The sequence below is a fragment of the Streptomyces sp. NPDC107562 genome (assembly GCF_055657325.1).
This window is the reverse complement of record NZ_JBVKBE010000017.1, coordinates 76,104-91,637: the sequence shown is the minus strand read 5'-3', so window position 1 is coordinate 91,637 and position 15,534 is coordinate 76,104. Positions and strand designations below refer to the sequence as shown.

Annotated in this window: 11 protein-coding genes; 1 reads left to right on the top strand and 10 read right to left on the bottom strand. The window is 74.0% G+C overall.

The annotated features are described in order from the left end of the window. Window positions 1–21: 21 nt before the first annotated feature. The 5 genes from ACZ7LV_RS33670 to ACZ7LV_RS33650 form a co-directional block, all read right to left on the bottom strand. Window positions 22–1,587 carry an AAA family ATPase gene (locus ACZ7LV_RS33670; protein WP_471945051.1) on the bottom strand — a complete coding sequence of 522 codons (1,566 nt, stop codon included), beginning with the start codon at window positions 1,585–1,587 and terminating at the stop codon, window positions 22–24. 89 nt (window positions 1,588–1,676) lie between these two features. After that, window positions 1,677–2,237, bottom strand: coding sequence for a hypothetical protein (locus ACZ7LV_RS33665; RefSeq protein ID WP_471945049.1), 561 nt, complete (start codon window positions 2,235–2,237; stop codon window positions 1,677–1,679). Then, the gene (locus ACZ7LV_RS33660) at window positions 2,234–2,458 is read right to left on the bottom strand and encodes a hypothetical protein (protein ID WP_471945048.1); all 225 of its coding nucleotides are present in this window, start codon (window positions 2,456–2,458) and stop codon (window positions 2,234–2,236) included. Before ACZ7LV_RS33660 ends, ACZ7LV_RS33665 begins: the two co-directional genes overlap by 4 nt. After that, a complete protein-coding gene (locus ACZ7LV_RS33655) occupies window positions 2,455–4,227 on the bottom strand; it encodes a hypothetical protein (RefSeq protein ID WP_471945046.1) in 1,773 nt (590 codons plus the stop codon). Before ACZ7LV_RS33655 ends, ACZ7LV_RS33660 begins: the two co-directional genes overlap by 4 nt. 86 nt (window positions 4,228–4,313) lie before the next feature. After that, window positions 4,314–4,829, bottom strand: coding sequence for a hypothetical protein (locus tag ACZ7LV_RS33650; RefSeq protein ID WP_471945044.1), 516 nt, complete (start codon window positions 4,827–4,829; stop codon window positions 4,314–4,316). Window positions 4,830–5,009: 180 nt separating this feature from the next. On the opposite strand from ACZ7LV_RS33650, the gene ACZ7LV_RS33645 reads away from it, so the two are divergent. Further along, the gene (locus ACZ7LV_RS33645) at window positions 5,010–6,944 is read left to right on the top strand and encodes a caspase family protein (RefSeq protein ID WP_471945042.1); all 1,935 of its coding nucleotides are present in this window, start codon (window positions 5,010–5,012) and stop codon (window positions 6,942–6,944) included. Here the strand turns inward: ACZ7LV_RS33645 and ACZ7LV_RS33640 are convergent. The 5 genes from ACZ7LV_RS33640 to ACZ7LV_RS33620 form a co-directional block, all read right to left on the bottom strand. Further along, complete coding sequence (locus ACZ7LV_RS33640) at window positions 6,925–11,214, bottom strand: CHAT domain-containing protein (RefSeq protein WP_471945040.1); 4,290 nt, start codon at window positions 11,212–11,214, stop codon at window positions 6,925–6,927. The two genes, ACZ7LV_RS33645 and ACZ7LV_RS33640, sit on opposite strands and share 20 nt — an antisense overlap. A 49-nt stretch (window positions 11,215–11,263) precedes the next feature. After that, window positions 11,264–11,917 (bottom strand): RES family NAD+ phosphorylase, encoded by a 654-nt coding sequence (locus ACZ7LV_RS33635; protein ID WP_471945039.1) that lies wholly within the window; start codon window positions 11,915–11,917, stop codon window positions 11,264–11,266. 5 nt (window positions 11,918–11,922) lie between these two features. Beyond that, window positions 11,923–12,609 (bottom strand): hypothetical protein, encoded by a 687-nt coding sequence (locus ACZ7LV_RS33630; RefSeq protein ID WP_471945038.1) that lies wholly within the window; start codon window positions 12,607–12,609, stop codon window positions 11,923–11,925. After that, entirely contained in the window at window positions 12,609–13,808 is a 1,200-nt protein-coding gene (locus ACZ7LV_RS33625; RefSeq protein ID WP_471945037.1) for a macro domain-containing protein, read from the bottom strand. Before ACZ7LV_RS33625 ends, ACZ7LV_RS33630 begins: the two co-directional genes overlap by 1 nt. Before the next feature lie 131 nt (window positions 13,809–13,939). Further along, window positions 13,940–15,415, bottom strand: a complete 1,476-nt coding sequence (locus tag ACZ7LV_RS33620) for a GntP family permease (RefSeq protein WP_471945035.1) — start codon at window positions 15,413–15,415, stop codon at window positions 13,940–13,942. Between the last annotated feature and the right edge of the window lie 119 nt (window positions 15,416–15,534).

Genomic DNA, 15,534 nt, shown 5'->3' with positions numbered 1-15,534 from the left:
GGCGCCGGGGGCGGATGAGGGTCACTCGTCCATGAAGACGATCCTGCGGGACGGAGTGGCCGCGCCCGCCGCCGCGGTCGTCACCGCGCGGCCGGCCGGCACCGCCCGCTCCCGGCCCCACGCGCGGATCTCCTCGATCTGCTCGGGGTTGACCCGGCTCAGCGGCACCGTGTTGGCGAAGGTGTCCAGCACGAACGACGGCTTCAGCCGGTCGGGCCCGCCCAGGCGGTACGCCTCCTCCCCCACGTCGTGCAGGGTGGACTCGATGTCGGAGCCCGCGAAGCCCTCGGAGAGGTCGACCAGCCGGTCCACCTGCTCGGGCTCGGGATCGACCCGCAGATAGCGGCGGTAGTACATGTCGATGATCTCCCGCCGGTCCTGGCTGTCCGGCAGATCCACGAAGAAGAGCTCGTCGAACCGGCCCTTGCGCAGCAGCTCGGGCGGCAGGCTGCGGATGTCGTTGGCCGTGGCCACGACGAAGGCACGCGAGCGCGACTCCTGGAGCCAGAACAGGAACTGACCGATGATGCGCTGCGGGACGCCGGACATGTCGTCCTTGCCCGCGAGGCCCTTCTCGATCTCGTCGATCCACAGGACGCAGGGCGCCACCCGGTCCGCCATCGCCAGCGCCTCCCGGAACCGGCCCTCCGACTCGCCCAGGTACTTGCCGTGGATGCTGGCCATGTCGAGCCGGTACAACGGCAGTTGCCACTCGTGGGCGATGGCCTTGGCGGACAGCGACTTGCCACAGCCGGGTACGCCGACGAGCAGTACGCCCCGGGGCGGGCGCAGCGCGGAGTCGCGCAGGTCGGCGTGGAGCATGTCGTGCTTGCGCCGGAGCCACTCCCGCAGGCTGCTCAGGCCACCGACGGTGTAGTTGCCCTCCTTGAGCTGGACGCGTTCCAGGCCGGTGAGATTGCTGAAGATGCGGTCCTTGGCCTGGGCGAGACCGAGGACGTCGCCTTTGAGGATCGAACCCTTGGCGGCGATGGTCGCCATCAGGTTGATGCACTCGGCCTCGGTGACACCGCTGAGGAACTCGGCGGCGCGCCGGGTGTCGTCCTCGTCCCACTCGATCGGGATATGACCCCGGTGGTCGCCGAGGAACCCGGCGAGGGTGCCGTACATCTCGTCGGCGTCCGGCAGGTCCAGGTGCAGGCTCATGCCGAGGCGCTGGAGGCCGCTCCATATGGGGGCGTCCGTGATCAGGACGATGCTGCCCATGTTGTTGTCGGCGAGCCGGGCCAGTTCGGCGATGTGCCGGGTGACAGGGGTGTCGGACTCCAGGTGGTCGGGGTCGACGAGGACGATCGTGGCGTTTGCCCGGCTGCTGAACTGGGCGGCGGCGAAGTCCATGGCGCCGGTGAGGGAGCGGTCGTCCTGGACGGCGGCGTTGGTGCGCAGGTCGCGCAGGCCGGTGGCCCGGGTGTAGATCCAGAACGGCATGCTGCTGCGGCGGGGCTGGAGGGCGGCGTCCCGCAGGAGGCGAAGGGCGCGTTGCTGTTCGATGGTCCGCATGCCGATCACCGGGACACGGGCGGAGATGTAGCTGTCGAGGTGGTGGAGGCTTTCGGTGTAGTTCGACATGGGGGCCTTCGGATCGTGGGCGGCTGCGGGTCCGTCGGGGGCGTGCGCGCTTTTCCCCGCGCCCCTGAAGCGGGGACGGTCGCGTACGTCTAGTCCGTGACGACTCTTCGGCGCGGGCGGTCGGACGTGTGCGCCTGTGCCCAGGGATCCGTCGTGGGGGTGGCCGGACGTGCCGTCAGGGCGTTGTCCCGGACGGTGCGCCGGCGCCCCTCGATCCAGCGCGGGTCCGAGCCGTTGGTCGCCGCGAGGTGGTCGAGGTTGCGCTCGATCTGGTGCTGGAGGTCGGTGATCTGGGACTCGACGAGTTCCGTGAACCTCGTACGCAGCGTCTCGGGCAGGCCGGGGTGGCCCGCGACCGCGCGTACCTCCGTCAGGCCCACCCGCGCCTGGGCCAGGGCGCGGCCCGCCGAGAACTCGTCGCCGGCCGCGAGCAGCGCCCGGGCGAGACGCTCGCCCCAGTACTTCAGGCGTCCGTCGAGGGCGTCGCCGAGATGGCGGGCGAAGCGCTCCCAGGTCTCGCCGGGGTAGTCGTCCTGGGACAGCGGGGGCAGGGCCGCGGGGTCGGCGGGCTCGGCGGCCGCCCAGCGGCGCAGGAAGTCCACCCACGTCTCGTAGGGGCCGCCGTGGCCCCAGTAGGAGTGCGTGTTCACAGGGTGCCGCCAGGCCTGCGCACGACGGTCTCGCCGGGTGGCAGCGGCTCCCAGTCGGGCAGGCCCTCGGCGATCTTGCGGACCCGGCTGGTGGCGCGCTCCCCGGCGGGCCTGCGGCTGGCTCCCCAGGGGGACGTGCCGGGCGCGGCGTACTGGGGGTCGGCGGCGGGCCTGCGGGGCGGGGGCGGGGCCGCCGGGACGTCGTCGGGCGCGGTGCTCATGACGCGGTGTCCTCCTTGGCTACGGTGCGGCCCTCGAAGGGGGAGCCGCCACGGGTCGCGGTCGCGAGGGAGGTGATGAACTCCCGGCACTGCGGCTCGACGGCGTCCGCTGCGCGGAACTTGGCGTTCCAGTCGGTGAGTTCGGCGGAGGCGGCACGCAGGTGGTGCACGGACTCCTGCTGGGCATGCCGCAGGATCTGCCGGGCGTTCTCCTGAAGGCGGGTCGCGGCCTGGGCGCCGTTGTACAGGACGAGTCCCCAGACGCCGCCGACGACCAGCGCGATCACCAGGGCGGCCGGGAAGGAGAAGGAGCCGACGATCACCAGGATGCCGAACAGGACGAGTGCGAGCGGCGTCGCCTTCCTGCCCCACGGGTAGGCGTAGGCCGCGATGAACGGCTCCATGTGCTGGTCCCAGTGCGCGGACAGCGAGGCCTCCAGCTCGGGCAGCGGCCGGGTGAACGAGCCCTGCCAGGGCGGCAGCTGGAAGGACTGGGAGGCCACGGTGTACGCGGTGCCGAACCGCGCCTGGACGTCCTGCGGCACGGCGGAGCGGTAGTCGCGGGTGAAGCCGGCGTGTGCCTGGAGGAACCACTCCTGGCAGGCGGCCACCGAGAGCCGCTGGGTGGCGGGCGAGGCGCCGATCGCCGTCGGGTTGAGCGCGGCGGTGGTCTGCACCGTCAGATAGTCGAGCGTCTCGTCGTACGAGGCCGAGTCGGCGTCGGCGGCCTGCCGGGCGGCGTCGAGGTCGCCGCCGTGGTCGATCACCGCGTTGTTGAAGGCGAGGTCGCGGCGGAGCGGCAGCTCCTCGTCGTCGTACTCGGAGACCAGCCGGTCGAGGATGTCGTCGACGGCGTCCTCCAGCCGTTCGGACGGCCGGTACTCGCGGTCCATGACGGCCCGGTACCTGTCGAGCACGACCTGGTGGGCGCGGGCCCGGCCGAGCACCGCGTCGAGCTGGGGCCACTGCGGGGCGACCTGGGCCAGACGCGGGAACTCCGCCGCCGCGGAGGGCTGGGCGAGGGCGTCGATCTCCTGGCGCCAGCGGTCGATCTGGCGCTGCTGGCCCTCGGCGCTGTCCATGAGCTGTTCGCGCCAGGCGGCCAGGGTGGTGTGCAGCAGCTCGCGTCCGGCGAGCCCGAAGGCGCCCTGGGCGATGGACTCCAGGATGACGGCGAACTCCCGGCCGAGCGCCGCCGGGTCCTGCGCGAGCAGGTAGTGCCGCAGCCAGCGGACGGCCGCCTCCTTGCGGTCCTGACGGCGCAGCACCAGCGCGAAGAACAGGGAGGTGCGGTCCGGTGAGCGGCGGAAGGCCTCCTCGACGGCCCGTTCGCACAGTGCCCGGTCGTCGGCGGACCAGGAGGCGAGGGCCACCAGGGCGGGCGCCAGCCAGTAGCGGGGCGTCTGGATCATCAGCTGGTCGCCGACCGCGCGGACGTTCTCCTCGGAGACGAGGCCGAGGTCGAAGGCCTGGAGCATGCCGACGGCGGTGCGCCGCACCGTCTTGTGGTGCCCGAACTCGTGGTCGACCTGGTCCTGGATCACGCCGACCCGCGTCTCGGCGCGCTGCACGTTCGCGGTCAGCTGGGCTGTCTTGACGAAGGCGAGGAACTCGTCGCGCAGCTGCTGGAGTTCGGTGCGGGTCTGTTGCTGCCCCGCCTCGACGGCCGAGACCTGGCCGGACACGGAGCCGACCTGTTCGCTGAGCCGGACCACGAGGTTGCTGACCTGCTGCACCTTCTGGTGCAGGGCGAAGTCCACCTCGGACATGCGGTTCTCCGATCACATGGTTCTGGCACGTGGATCTGGTACGGGGACGTGCTGCTCCGGTACGGGGACGTGCTGCGCGCCGGGCTTCAGGGACGGACGACGGTGCCGTCGTCGAGGACCGGCAGGAGCAGTCCGCCGGAGTAGACCTCGACGAAGGCGTAGCCGCCGGAGCGCACCAGCATCCGGGCGCCCGCGAACGGCTCGGGCACCGGGTCGGACGGGGCGAAGTGGCGGATGATCACCTGAAAGAGGTTGAGCTGATGGTCCACATAGGGCGGGCCCAGGTGGCAGCGGGCGAAGAAGCCGAGCGGGACCTCTCCGTAACTGGCCCGGTACTCCTCGCCGATCCACTCGGCGAGTTGCCGGCGGGCGTTCTCGTCGAGGCCCGCGTCGAGGCGTCCGACGGCGTCGCGCAGGCCCTGCGGGCGGGCGGCGAGGCGCTCACGGCGCAGCGGCGCGGCCGGACCGGGCGCGCCGACGGTGCGCCGGGCGCCGGTGGCCGGGCCCTGGTCCGTGCGGCGCAGGGCGTCCGACGAGGTGGACGGCGGTGTCCCGGCACCGCCCGGTTGCACGATGCGTCGTGGCCGCTCCAAGTGGCCCATGTGTCCCCCGAGCTGATCTGCATGAGCGATGGCAAGAGACGAAGCGTAGTGACGTCCCGTCAATAGTGCGACCTCATCGGACACTTGGCATTCGGAAAACCAGCTCCTGCCCCGAACTCGCCCCGTTGCCGCCCAGTTCACACACGTCACGGCCCGGGGTGGGCTGACAGACTGCCCGGCATGGGGTCGATCCACACGTTCATGGCGGGCATCAACGACTATCCGGCCGCGATCGCGGCGCCGCTCAAAGGCTGTCTCAACGACGTCGCCGAGGCGCACCGGCTGCTGACCGCCCGCACGGGGGGCGGCGCCCGGGTGCGGACCGTGCTGGACGGCGCGGCGACGGTGGCCGCGGTCGAGGACGGCATCAGCGGGTTCCTGGGAGCGGCAGGGCCCGGGGACACCGCCCTGTTCTGGTTCTCCGGGCACGGCACGTCGCTGCCCGCCACCGGCGCGGACCTGCTGACCGAGTCCACCGGTTTCAGCCAGGCGCTGGTGTGCGCGGACGGCCCGCTGCCCGACAAGCGGCTCGGCGCGCTGCTCGACGCGGTCGCCGCGCGCGGCGCGCACGTGGTCGCGGTGCTGGACTGCTGTTACTCCGGCGGGGCCACCCGGTACGACCTGCCCGAGGGCCTGACCCCGCGGTACGCGCCACCGCGCCCGGAGTGGGAGTGGGCGCCGCCGGCCACCCGCGAGGTCGTGCTGCCGCAGGATCCCGCCCGGCATGTGCTGCTCGCGGCCTGCCGGCTCGACCAGCTGTCGTACGAGGGGGACTACGGCGGCAGACGGCACGGCGCGTTCACGTACGCCCTGCTGGGGGCGGTGCGCACGGCGGGCCCCGACACCACCTACCGGCACCTGCTGTCCGCGGCCCACGCGCGCGTGCGGCGCTCCGGCGGGCTGCAGCGGCCGGTGCTGTATCCCGAGACGCCGGGCGGTAGCGCCGATCTGCCGTTCCTCGGGGGTGCGGTCGCGCGGACGGCCGGAGAGCATCTGCTGCGCAACGCGGCGGAGGGGTGGGAGGTCGACTGCGGCAGCGGTCACGGGCTGGCGGACGGGAAGGGCGCCGAGGGCACGGAGTTCTCGGTGGCGGGGCCGAGGGGCGCGCTGCTGGGCGCGGTCGTGCGGGCCCGCTCGGTGCGGCCCGACCGGACACTGGTGGATCCGGTCGGCTGGGCGCCCGATCCGGATCAGGTGTACCCGGTGAACCTGACCGCGCTGGCCACGCCGCCCGCCACGGTGAGCGCGCCCGAGGGGGCCGCCGGCGACCTGCTGCGCGCGACGGTCGCGACGCACGGTCCCGGGGGCGGCCCGGCCCCCCTGCTCAGCCTCGCCGACGAGCCACGGGAGTTCGCGGATCTGCACTTCCGGGTCGTGGTCGACGGGGGCCGCGCGCGCGTGCTCGGGCGGGACGGGACGGACTTCGTGGACCCGCTGCCCTTCACCGCGCAGGACGACGCCTGGCGCGTGGTGGACTGCCTGACCCATTTGACCCGCTGGCACCAGCTGCGCGACCTCACCTCCCGGCCCGGTGTGCTGGACAACCTCGTGCAGGTGGAGGTCGTCCCGTGGGACGCGCCCGGCAGCGGGCCCCTGCTGCCGGACGGTAGCGGCGACCTCGTCTGCGCCTACGCCCCGGAGGCCGCGGACGGTCGGCGCGAGCCGTGGGTCTCGATCCGGTTGCACAACCGCTCCCCGCACCGTTCGCTGTGGTGCGTCCTGCTCGACCTCACCGACCACGACTACTCCGCCGACCCGGCGCTCGTTCCGGGCCAGTTCATCGGCCCCGGTTGTACCGCGTACGCCCTGGGGGGCGAACCCGTCGAGCTGTCGCTGCCCGCCGGACGGCCCGTCGTACCGGGCGCGGAATGCCGGGACTGGCTGAAACTGATCGTCGCGGAGGACGAGTTGCGCACGACCTCGTTCCGGCTGCCGGGCTGGGACCCGGAGAGGGTCGTCTCCCGCCGCCCCGGTCCCGGGGCCTGGGGAGTGCTGCGGTTCGAGGGGCACCGGGACCGGAAGGCGGGCCCGGTCAGGGGAGACGCGGCCGTGCGCTGGGCGACCCGGACGGTTCCCCTGCGCACGGTCGTACCGGCTACCGGCCGAGGTGTGTGAACCCGGCCCAGGCACTCAGGTCGTCCGGGTCGACGCGTGCGGCCCGTTCGGCGAGCAGGGCGGGCAGGCCGGCGAGCGGCTCGCGGTCCGGGTCCAGCATCCACAACTGGGCCCGGCGCAGCGCCCTGGCGGGCGGTTCGCCCTCGGCGCGCAGGAAGTGGTGGGTCAGGAACATCAGCACCGAGGTCGCCTCGTCCGGCACCGGCCACAGCGAGCCGACCACCGAGCGGGCACCGGCCACCAGGAACGCCGTCGCCAGGCTGAACGCCTCGTTGTGGCCGCGCCCCGACACATGGCTGCGGCAGGCGGCCAGCACCACCAGACCGAGCCTGCCGCGGCCCGACGAGGCGACCGCCTCGGTGAGTTCCTCGGCCGCCAGCTCCCCGTCGTGCAGGGAGAGGTGGGCGGTCCGGCGGGCGGTGCGGGCGATGGAGGCGTGGCAGGCGAGGTGCAGCACGGCGCCCTCCTCGTCGGGGCCCTCCGCGTCGTTCAGCCAGGACAGCACCTCCTGCCGGGTGCCGGGCCCTTCCGCACCGCCGTGCGCACGCCACCCGAGGAAACGGCCGCGCGGGTAGAACGCCTGCTGCACCGCGTCCGCCTCCTCTCCGGCCCAGCGCAGGTCCCCGGTGGGGTTGCCGACGACGAGCGCCGCGCCCGAGTGGACGGCCTCGGGGCGCGCGGCCACATCGCACAGGAGACGGGCCGAGGCGGCGTACGAGATCTCCGCGTCCTCCAGGGCGTGGCGGCGCCGCCCGTCCGCGCCCTGCGCCCAGGCCGCGTGCCACGGGACCAGACCCAGCGTGCCCATCGGCACGAACACCAGCCGCGGTGCCCGCCCGGTGCGGGTGGCGAAGACGTCGAGGAGCGGGCGCATCGCGGCGTACCAGGCCCAGCCGCACAGCCGGTCGAGCCGCTCCCGCAGCGAGGGCAGGGCCGGCCTGGTGCCGGACCAGCCGGGCGCCGGCTTCATGACGCGGGCCTCGTCCGGGTCCGTCCCGAACGGTGACACGTCCCGCGCGTCCTCGGCGAGCCGTACCGCGTCGGCGTGCGGCGCGCGGGCGTACTCGCGCAGCGGGCCCGCGTTCTCCGTGAGCGTCGGCAGCGGGACGGAGTGGACGGCGCCGCCGGAGGTGACGACGACGGCGCTGCCGGGGGTGTCCTCACCGGCGGGGACCAGATAGACGAGGGCGTCCTTGCGCAGGGTGCGCAGTGCGGTGGCGATCTCGTCCGTGGCCGGCGGGTCGAGGAGGCGGTCCTGGGTGGTGTCCGTACCGGTGAGGGCGGCCAGGACGCGGCGGCGCAGGGCGCTCGGGACGCTCACGGGTGTCCGGAGCGCGGTGAGCGGGTCGGCGGACTCGGGGGCGAGGCCCGCGGCGCGCCATTCCTCGGCCAGGGCGTCATGGCCCGCCGCGGCCAGGCGCTCGGGCACCGTGCGCGAGGTGGTGGCGGCGTGCAGCAGCAGGCCGCGGCAGGCGTCGAGGGCCTGCACCGCCTCGTCGAGGGCGTGGTCGCGCAGACACCAGCCGGCGACCTCCAGCGCGGTCGTGGTCGCCATGGCCACGGCCTGCGCGGCGTGCTCGGTACCGGACTGGAGCAGCGCCGCCCAGGCGTGACCGCGCAGTGCGTCCAGGCCGGTGCGGCGGCCCAGGCCCTTGTCGTCCCGGCGGAGTTCGCCGCGGGTGCGGTAGGCGCGGCCGAGGGCGAGTCCGGCGCCCGCGTAGAGCCGGTGCTCGGGGCCGCCGGCGATGGCGAAGGCTGCCTCCAGCAGCGCGATGCCCTGGGCGAGATGGCGGGCGCGGGCCGTGGGCAGGCGCTGGGCCTCGGCCAGTCCGCAGTGGCCGACGCCCAGGCAGTAGCCGTAGCGCAGCTTGCTGTCGCTGCCCTCGTCGACCAGGTCGTACGCCTCCTGGATCAGCTCCATCGCCTCGGTGACGGCGACCGGGTCGCCGGAGCGTCCGGCGCGCATGAAGTGGTTGATGCCGTTGTCGCCGAGCACCCAGGCCCGCTGGTCGCGCGGCAGGCCACGGGCCCCGCGGCGCAGCTCGGCCGGGGAGGGGCGGCCGGGCAGCGGGGGCGCGGGCGGGGCGCCGAGGTCCTGGGCGAGGCGGTCGCGGGCCGAGCGGGCGTTCTCCAGCAGCGTCCACAGTTCGAGGCGTGTGCTGTCGTCCGGGTCGAGTTCGCCGTGCACGGTGAGCAGTTCGGTCAGGTGGGCGTCGGTCGCCGCGAGGTCGCCGCGCAGGGCGGCGGCGTGCGCCTCGAACCCGGCCTGCTGGGCGCCGATCACACGGCGCAGGTACGGCGAGAGGGCGGGGTTGTCGCGCAGCCGCTGCCACATCTCGCCGGCGGCCTCCACGTCGTCGCCGGCCCCGCCGGTCTGCCCCCGGTGGCTCATGGCGGCGAACCGGGCGATGTCGATGCCCTGTCCGAGCCGGTCCTCGACTCCGCCGACCGGTGGGGCACCGGCGCCCGTGCCGTGCGGCGGACCCGCGCCCCCGTCGCCGGACACCGCGCCCGCGCCCGCCGCGTCGGCCTGTGCCAGATGGTCGAGGACGGCGTCCATGCCGCGTCCTGAGCCGCTGAGTTCGTCCCGCAGCCGCGCCTGGGCGACCACGGCGTGCGCCCTGCGCTGCCACGCGGGGTCGTCCGGGCGGTGTGCCAGGACGGTGTCGATCAGTTCCGTCTTCTGCGCCTCGGTGACGTGGGTGCCGTGCGGGTCGAGGAGCATGCCCTGCGACAGCAGGTTGAGGGCGAGGAAGGCGCGGCCCGACGCGTCCCGCTGGGCGGCGAAGGAGGCGTACCCCTGGTCGAAGGCCTCGGTGAGCGCGCCGCTGCCGCCCAGGCCCTTGAAGATGCCGGGGAAGTCGTCGTCGGAGTCGCCGAAGTTCAGCGAGCCGATGCCGCCGCCGTCGAGGTCGTCGAGCATGCCGAGGTAGGCGTCGCGGGCGCCTTCGAGGCGCATCGCCTCCGGGACGTCGTCCGGCGAGGCGGGTGTGATGCCGTGCGTCTCCTCCAGGGTGGTCCAGGCCCACAGGCCCATCATCTGGGCGACCTTGCGCAGCTCGGGCGAGAAGGCCTCGTCGGCGAGGACCCGCGCACAGCTCTCGGTGACGTCGTGCAGCCGCCCCGGGTCGGGGTCGTCCCGGTAGCGGCTCTGCTGGAACATCCCGAGGAAGAGCGCGGTCACGGTGACCTGCCCGTCCCGTGCGGGCTCCCACATGTCGACCGCCCGCCGGATCAGCCCGATCGCCCGGTCCCTGCCGGGTCCGTCACCGCGCACGCTCGCCCGCTCGTACAGCAGCCGCCCGAAGCTGTCGAGGAACACCGGGGTGAGCCGCGCGACGTCGTCGGGGTCGGCGAGCAGCCCGTTCAGCTCGACCTCGGCCGCGGCGGCCTGCGCGTGGTCCTTCCAGTGCGCCCAGAGCAGGAAGCGAACCAGGGCGCTGCGGATCCCGGCCTCCCACGCCCAGGACGGCTCACGGCCGAGCCGCTGCCGTGCCTCCAGCAGCGCGGTGCCGAACTCCTCGCGGGCCTGCTCCAGTTCGTCCCGATCGGTGGTCACCCGGCCGTGCACCATCAGGGCGAGGCCCAGGCTGTAGCGGACCAGCGGCAGATCGCTGGTGGGCAGCGCGGCGTCGAGCACCGACCGGTAGTGGGCGGCGGCGGCCTCGGCGTCCGCCGGCACCCGGTCCAGCTCGCAGCGCTCCAGACGCAAAAATCCCTGCGCCTCGGCCAGCTCCACGGCGTCCTGGCTGCCCGGCACCTGTGTCGCCGCGGCAGCCGCGTGCCGGCGCAGCGCCTCGTCGAGCAGTTCGAGGCGCCGCGCGGCGGGTCCGTCGCACTCCTGGTAGCGCTGTTTGGCGCAGGCCGCCAGGAGTTGCGCTCCCAGCTCGCGCGCGAAGGTGTACTCGGGGTCGTCACGGGGCAGCGCGGCGGTGCCCTCGGTGAGCAGTTCCCAGACGGTGCCGAGGAGTCCGGGGCGGGGGTCGAGGTCGTACTGCAGGGCCCTCACATGGCCGAACACGATGCGCCAGGCCGCCCAGTCCGCATGGTCGCCGGGCGTCCTGAAGGCCAGCGCGAACGCCTCGGCCGCCCGCTCCAGGTCCTCCGGGTCGCCCGCCAGGAGGTGCAGCCGGTAACCGAGTTCCCCGGCGAGCGCGCACAGCGTGGGGGCGTCCGGGTCGTCGGAGGCGGTCGCGGCGAGGGTGTCGAGGACCTCCTCGCGCTGGGCGCGGAGGTCCTCGACGAGGTCTCGGTCGTCGTCAGCGGTCACAGGCCGGGCTTTCCAGGGCGTCGTGGGCGGGCTGTCTCGGCATGGCCCCTCAGGGGGCAAGTCGGACGTGGTACGGCAGCAGCACGGAGTTCAGCCATTCCCGGCCCTCGGCGGTGCCGAAGTCCACGGTCCCGTCGTCCTCGCAGCGCAGCACGCCGTCCGGGCAGCGGTCGCCGAACAGCACCACGGTCCGGTCCGCCGGCTCCCGCTTGGACGCCCACACCATGCCCTGCGCCCACGGCTGGGTGTGCCGGCGGATCCAGTGGGCCCAGTCCCGGGTGTACGGGTACTCGTGCGCCTCGGTGTGCACCAGCCAGGTGTCCTGGTGCACGGCGGCGAGGTCCTGCGCGCTCATCAGCGGCAGCACGCAGAGGTCGGCGGTGAGCCGCAACGTGCTGAGCCGGCGCCCCTCGACGGCCCGGTGCGGAAGCAGGCGGGGGCCGCCCGCCGGGTCGAACGGCAGGGAGCGCAGCAGCGTCTCGCACACGGCGGCGGCCGCGCCGAGACCGGCGTACAGGTAGCCGTACCGGTCGCAGGAGGTGGCGTCGAAGCGGCCACCCCCGTAGAGACAGTGGGAGGGCCGGGGGTTGAACCCGGCGGCGTCGCGGTGCGAGCCGTGGATGCGGTGGAGCAGGGTGCCACGGGCCAGTGTCACCTTGCCGGGGGTGCCGGTGAGCGCGTCGGGCGGGCGGTAGTTGGGCATGCCGGTCACCCACCCTCGCTGTCCATCAGGAACCGCGCGGTCTCGACGAGCTGCCGGTCCCGCCCGGTGCCCAGCAGCCGGACGGGGCTGGTGCCGAGCCAGGCGTTGGCACTGAGCCACCAGTCGGCGGCGCCCCAGGGGTCGTGCCCGGCGTCCAGCAGCGCGTTGACCTCCAGGACCACCAGCCAGGGCAGGGTCTCCTCGGAGAACTGGAACCTCGGCAGCCGCGGCCGCCCGCCGGCGCCGCGCAGCCGGATCAGGTCCGGCGCGTACGGCTCGCCGCCCGCGCGCCGCACGGTCTCGGCGTCCAGCGCGGGCTCCGCGAGCAGCCGTTCGCGCACCGGCCCGAGCACCGGTCCCACCATGCGGTGCCCGTCGATCAGCAGCACGGCCAGGTCCTCGGTCCCGAACCCCTGCACGGTCGGCGGGCCGTCCTGCGCGGTGTGCACGCCGGCCAGCCGTGCCTGCGCGGCGGCGCCGAACTCGTCGGGCAGCCGCTGCCGCAACAGCCCCGCGGCCTGCACGGCGCAGGAGTGCCGGCCGGGGGCGTCGGCGTGGCGGACGACGGTGAGCAACTCGGCCAGCCGGGCCCGGGTGTCCGCACCGAGCCGCGCGGCCACCCGGTCCCAGTGGGCGGCCGCGGCGGCGAGGGTGAGGTACGGGTCGGCCGGTTCGGACGGGGGATGCCCCATCACTCCTCCCCCACGGCCGTGAGCAGCCGTTCCAGCAGGTCGGCACGGGCATGGCGGCGTACCACGAAGTGGATGTCCCAGTCGGCGCCCCGGGCGAGCTCGGCCTCGACGGCCGCCCACAGCGCGCCGAAGCTCTCCAGCGGGGTCAGTCCGCCGCGCCCCGCGCCGAGCAGCGGCAGGCAGACCGACCGCGGCGGTGGGTCGCACCGGCGGGCCTCCTCGGCGAGCAGGGCGAAGACGCGGGTCACGCCCCGGGTGATGTCGGCGGGCTGGACGTCGTAGTCGTTGGTCTCGGGGCGGGGCACGGCGACGGCCACGTGGTAGATGCGCCGGATGCCCTGACCGGCCAGCGCGCCCGCGGAGGTGACGGCGACCGTGCCCGGCAGGGCCGCCCGGCCGGGAGCCCCGTGCCGGGCGGCCCACGCCCCCAGCTCGTCGTGGACGCGGTCCTCGACGAGTCCCCCGGTGGGGTCCCTGCGCGCCCCCGCCCGGCGCAGGGTCGCGGCGACGGACGACTTGTAGGGCGCGGGCAGTGCGAAGTACGTGTTCGACGGGGAGACCACGACGTCGATGTCGCGCAGCAGGTCCACCGAGTGGACGTGCACGGTGACGGGCACGGTACGGCGCTGCACCCGGACGCGCAGCGCCCGGTGCGCGGCGGGGACGCGGTCACGCGGCGCCCTCGCGGGGCCGGGTCCGGCGGCCGGGACGGCGGCGGCGCGGTCGTGGCCGGCGCCCTGGTGCCGGTCGGCGCCCCTGTGGTGATCGGCGGCCCTGTGGTGATCGGCGGCCCTGTGGTCGGCACCCTGCACGATCTGTTCCGCGACCTGGCCGAGGACCATGAACTCGTGGTGCTTGCGGAACCGTTCGACGCTCACCCCGTACACCTGGGCGGCCCGTCGGCGCCGGTCGGCGGCCGGCCAGTCCCGGGTGCCCTGGGCGAGGCCGAGGCTGTACTCGGCGGCGGTCTGGAGGGTGCCGCCGCCCATCCGGGAGACGGCGAGCCGTAACACCTTCTCCACCGGCCCCCCAGGTAACTCGCCGTCTCCCCGCGGAAGTTCACGGGCGGCCTCGACGAGCGCCGGCAGGGCGAGTTCCCGCAGTCTGACGACCCCGGCTCGTCGCACCTTGCGCACCTCCGCGAGGACCACTTCGTGATCGAGCGGGTGAGGCGGCGGCGGCGGCATGACGATCAGCATCGCACCGCCCCGTGCCCCTCACAAGCCCGTTCCGCCCTTCCATTGCAGCGCACGGCCCGGTCGCGAACGGGTCGGAAACGGGGCGCGTCCAGGGCCGGGTACGGACCTGGACGCGCCCCTCGCGGCGCCGCCTACACGAAGAGGCTGAGCACCGCCGCCGCCGCGAATCCGGCGACCGACAGCACCGACTCCAGCACCGTCCACGTCTTCAGCGTGTCCCGCTCGCTGATGCCGAAGTACTTGGCGACGATCCAGAAGCCGCCGTCGTTGACGTGCGAGGCGAAGATGGAGCCCGCGGAGATGGCCATGATGACCAGGGCCACGAACGCCTGGGAGTGGTCGCCCTCCGTCAGCAGCGGGGCCACGATGCCGGCCGTCGTCACGATCGCCACCGTCGCCGAGCCCTGGGCGACCCGCAGGACGAGCGAGATCAGGTAGGAGAGGACGAGCACCGGCAGGCCGACGTCGTTGAAGGTGTCCGACAGTGCCTGGGCCACACCGCTCGCCTTGAGGACGGCGCCGAAGACACCGCCCGCGCCGACCACGAGCAGGATGTTGCCGACGGGCTTGAGGGACGAGGTGGACACCGTCTCCAGGGACTTGCGCGACCATCCGCGGCGGATGCCGAGGAGGTAGTACGCCAGCAGCAGCGCGAGGGTGAGGGCCACGAACGGGTGGCCGAAGAACTCGACCACCGAGCGCAGGGTGGAGGGGTCCAGGGCGATGGAGGAGAAGGTCGCCGCGAGGATCAGGATCAGCGGCGTGCCGATGATGGCGAGGACGGTGCCGAGCCCGACCGGCGCCTCACGGGGCTCCACGCCGCCCGCCCGCTGCTCGTCGAGCACGGCGCGCTTGGCCTCCTCGGCCGCCTCGGCCATGTCCTGCGGGACCGGCACAAAGATCCGGCGGCCGATCCACGCCGAGTACGCCCAGGCGGCCAGCACGGCGGGGATGCCGCAGACGACGCCCATGAGGATGACCCAGCCGAGGTCGACGTGGAGCAGACCGGCGGCGGCGACGGGGCCGGGGTGCGGGGGCAGGAAGGCGTGGGTCATCGACAGGCCGGCCAGCAGTGGCAGGCAGTAGAGCAGCACCGACTTGCCGGAGCGCTTGGCGGCGGCGTACACGAGCGGCGCGAGGACGAAGATGCCGACGTCGAAGAAGACCGGGATGCCGAAGATCAGGCCGGTCAGGCCCATGGCGAGGGGCGCGCGCTTCTCGCCGAACAGGCCGAGCAGCCGGGAGGCCAGCACCTCGGCGCCACCGCTGACTTCGAGGATCGCGCCGAGCATGGTGCCGAGGCCGATGATGATCGCGACATGGCCGAGGATGCCGCCCATGCCGGACTCGATGGTGGAGACGGCGTCGGACTTCTGGACGGTGCCGAAGAGTTCGGTGACCGACAGGCCGGCCATCAGGCCGACGGTGATGGAGACCGCGAGGAGGGCGACGAACGGCTGGAGGCGGACCTTGATGATCAGGAAGAGCAGCAGTGCGATACCGATCGCGGCGACGGTCAGGAGGCCTGCCGTCCCGTCGACGAGGAGCAGCAGCCCGCCGGTGTGGGGTGGGGTCTCCGGGGACGGCGCGGCGGATATGTAGGACATGCGGGGGTCCTCTGCGTCAACACATGGTGCTTTCGGGCATGGGGGATCACGGCACGGCGGCCAAGGGGAGAGGGCGCCGTGCCGTGACGGCAATCGGGGTGCGGAAGGTGAGGGGGCGC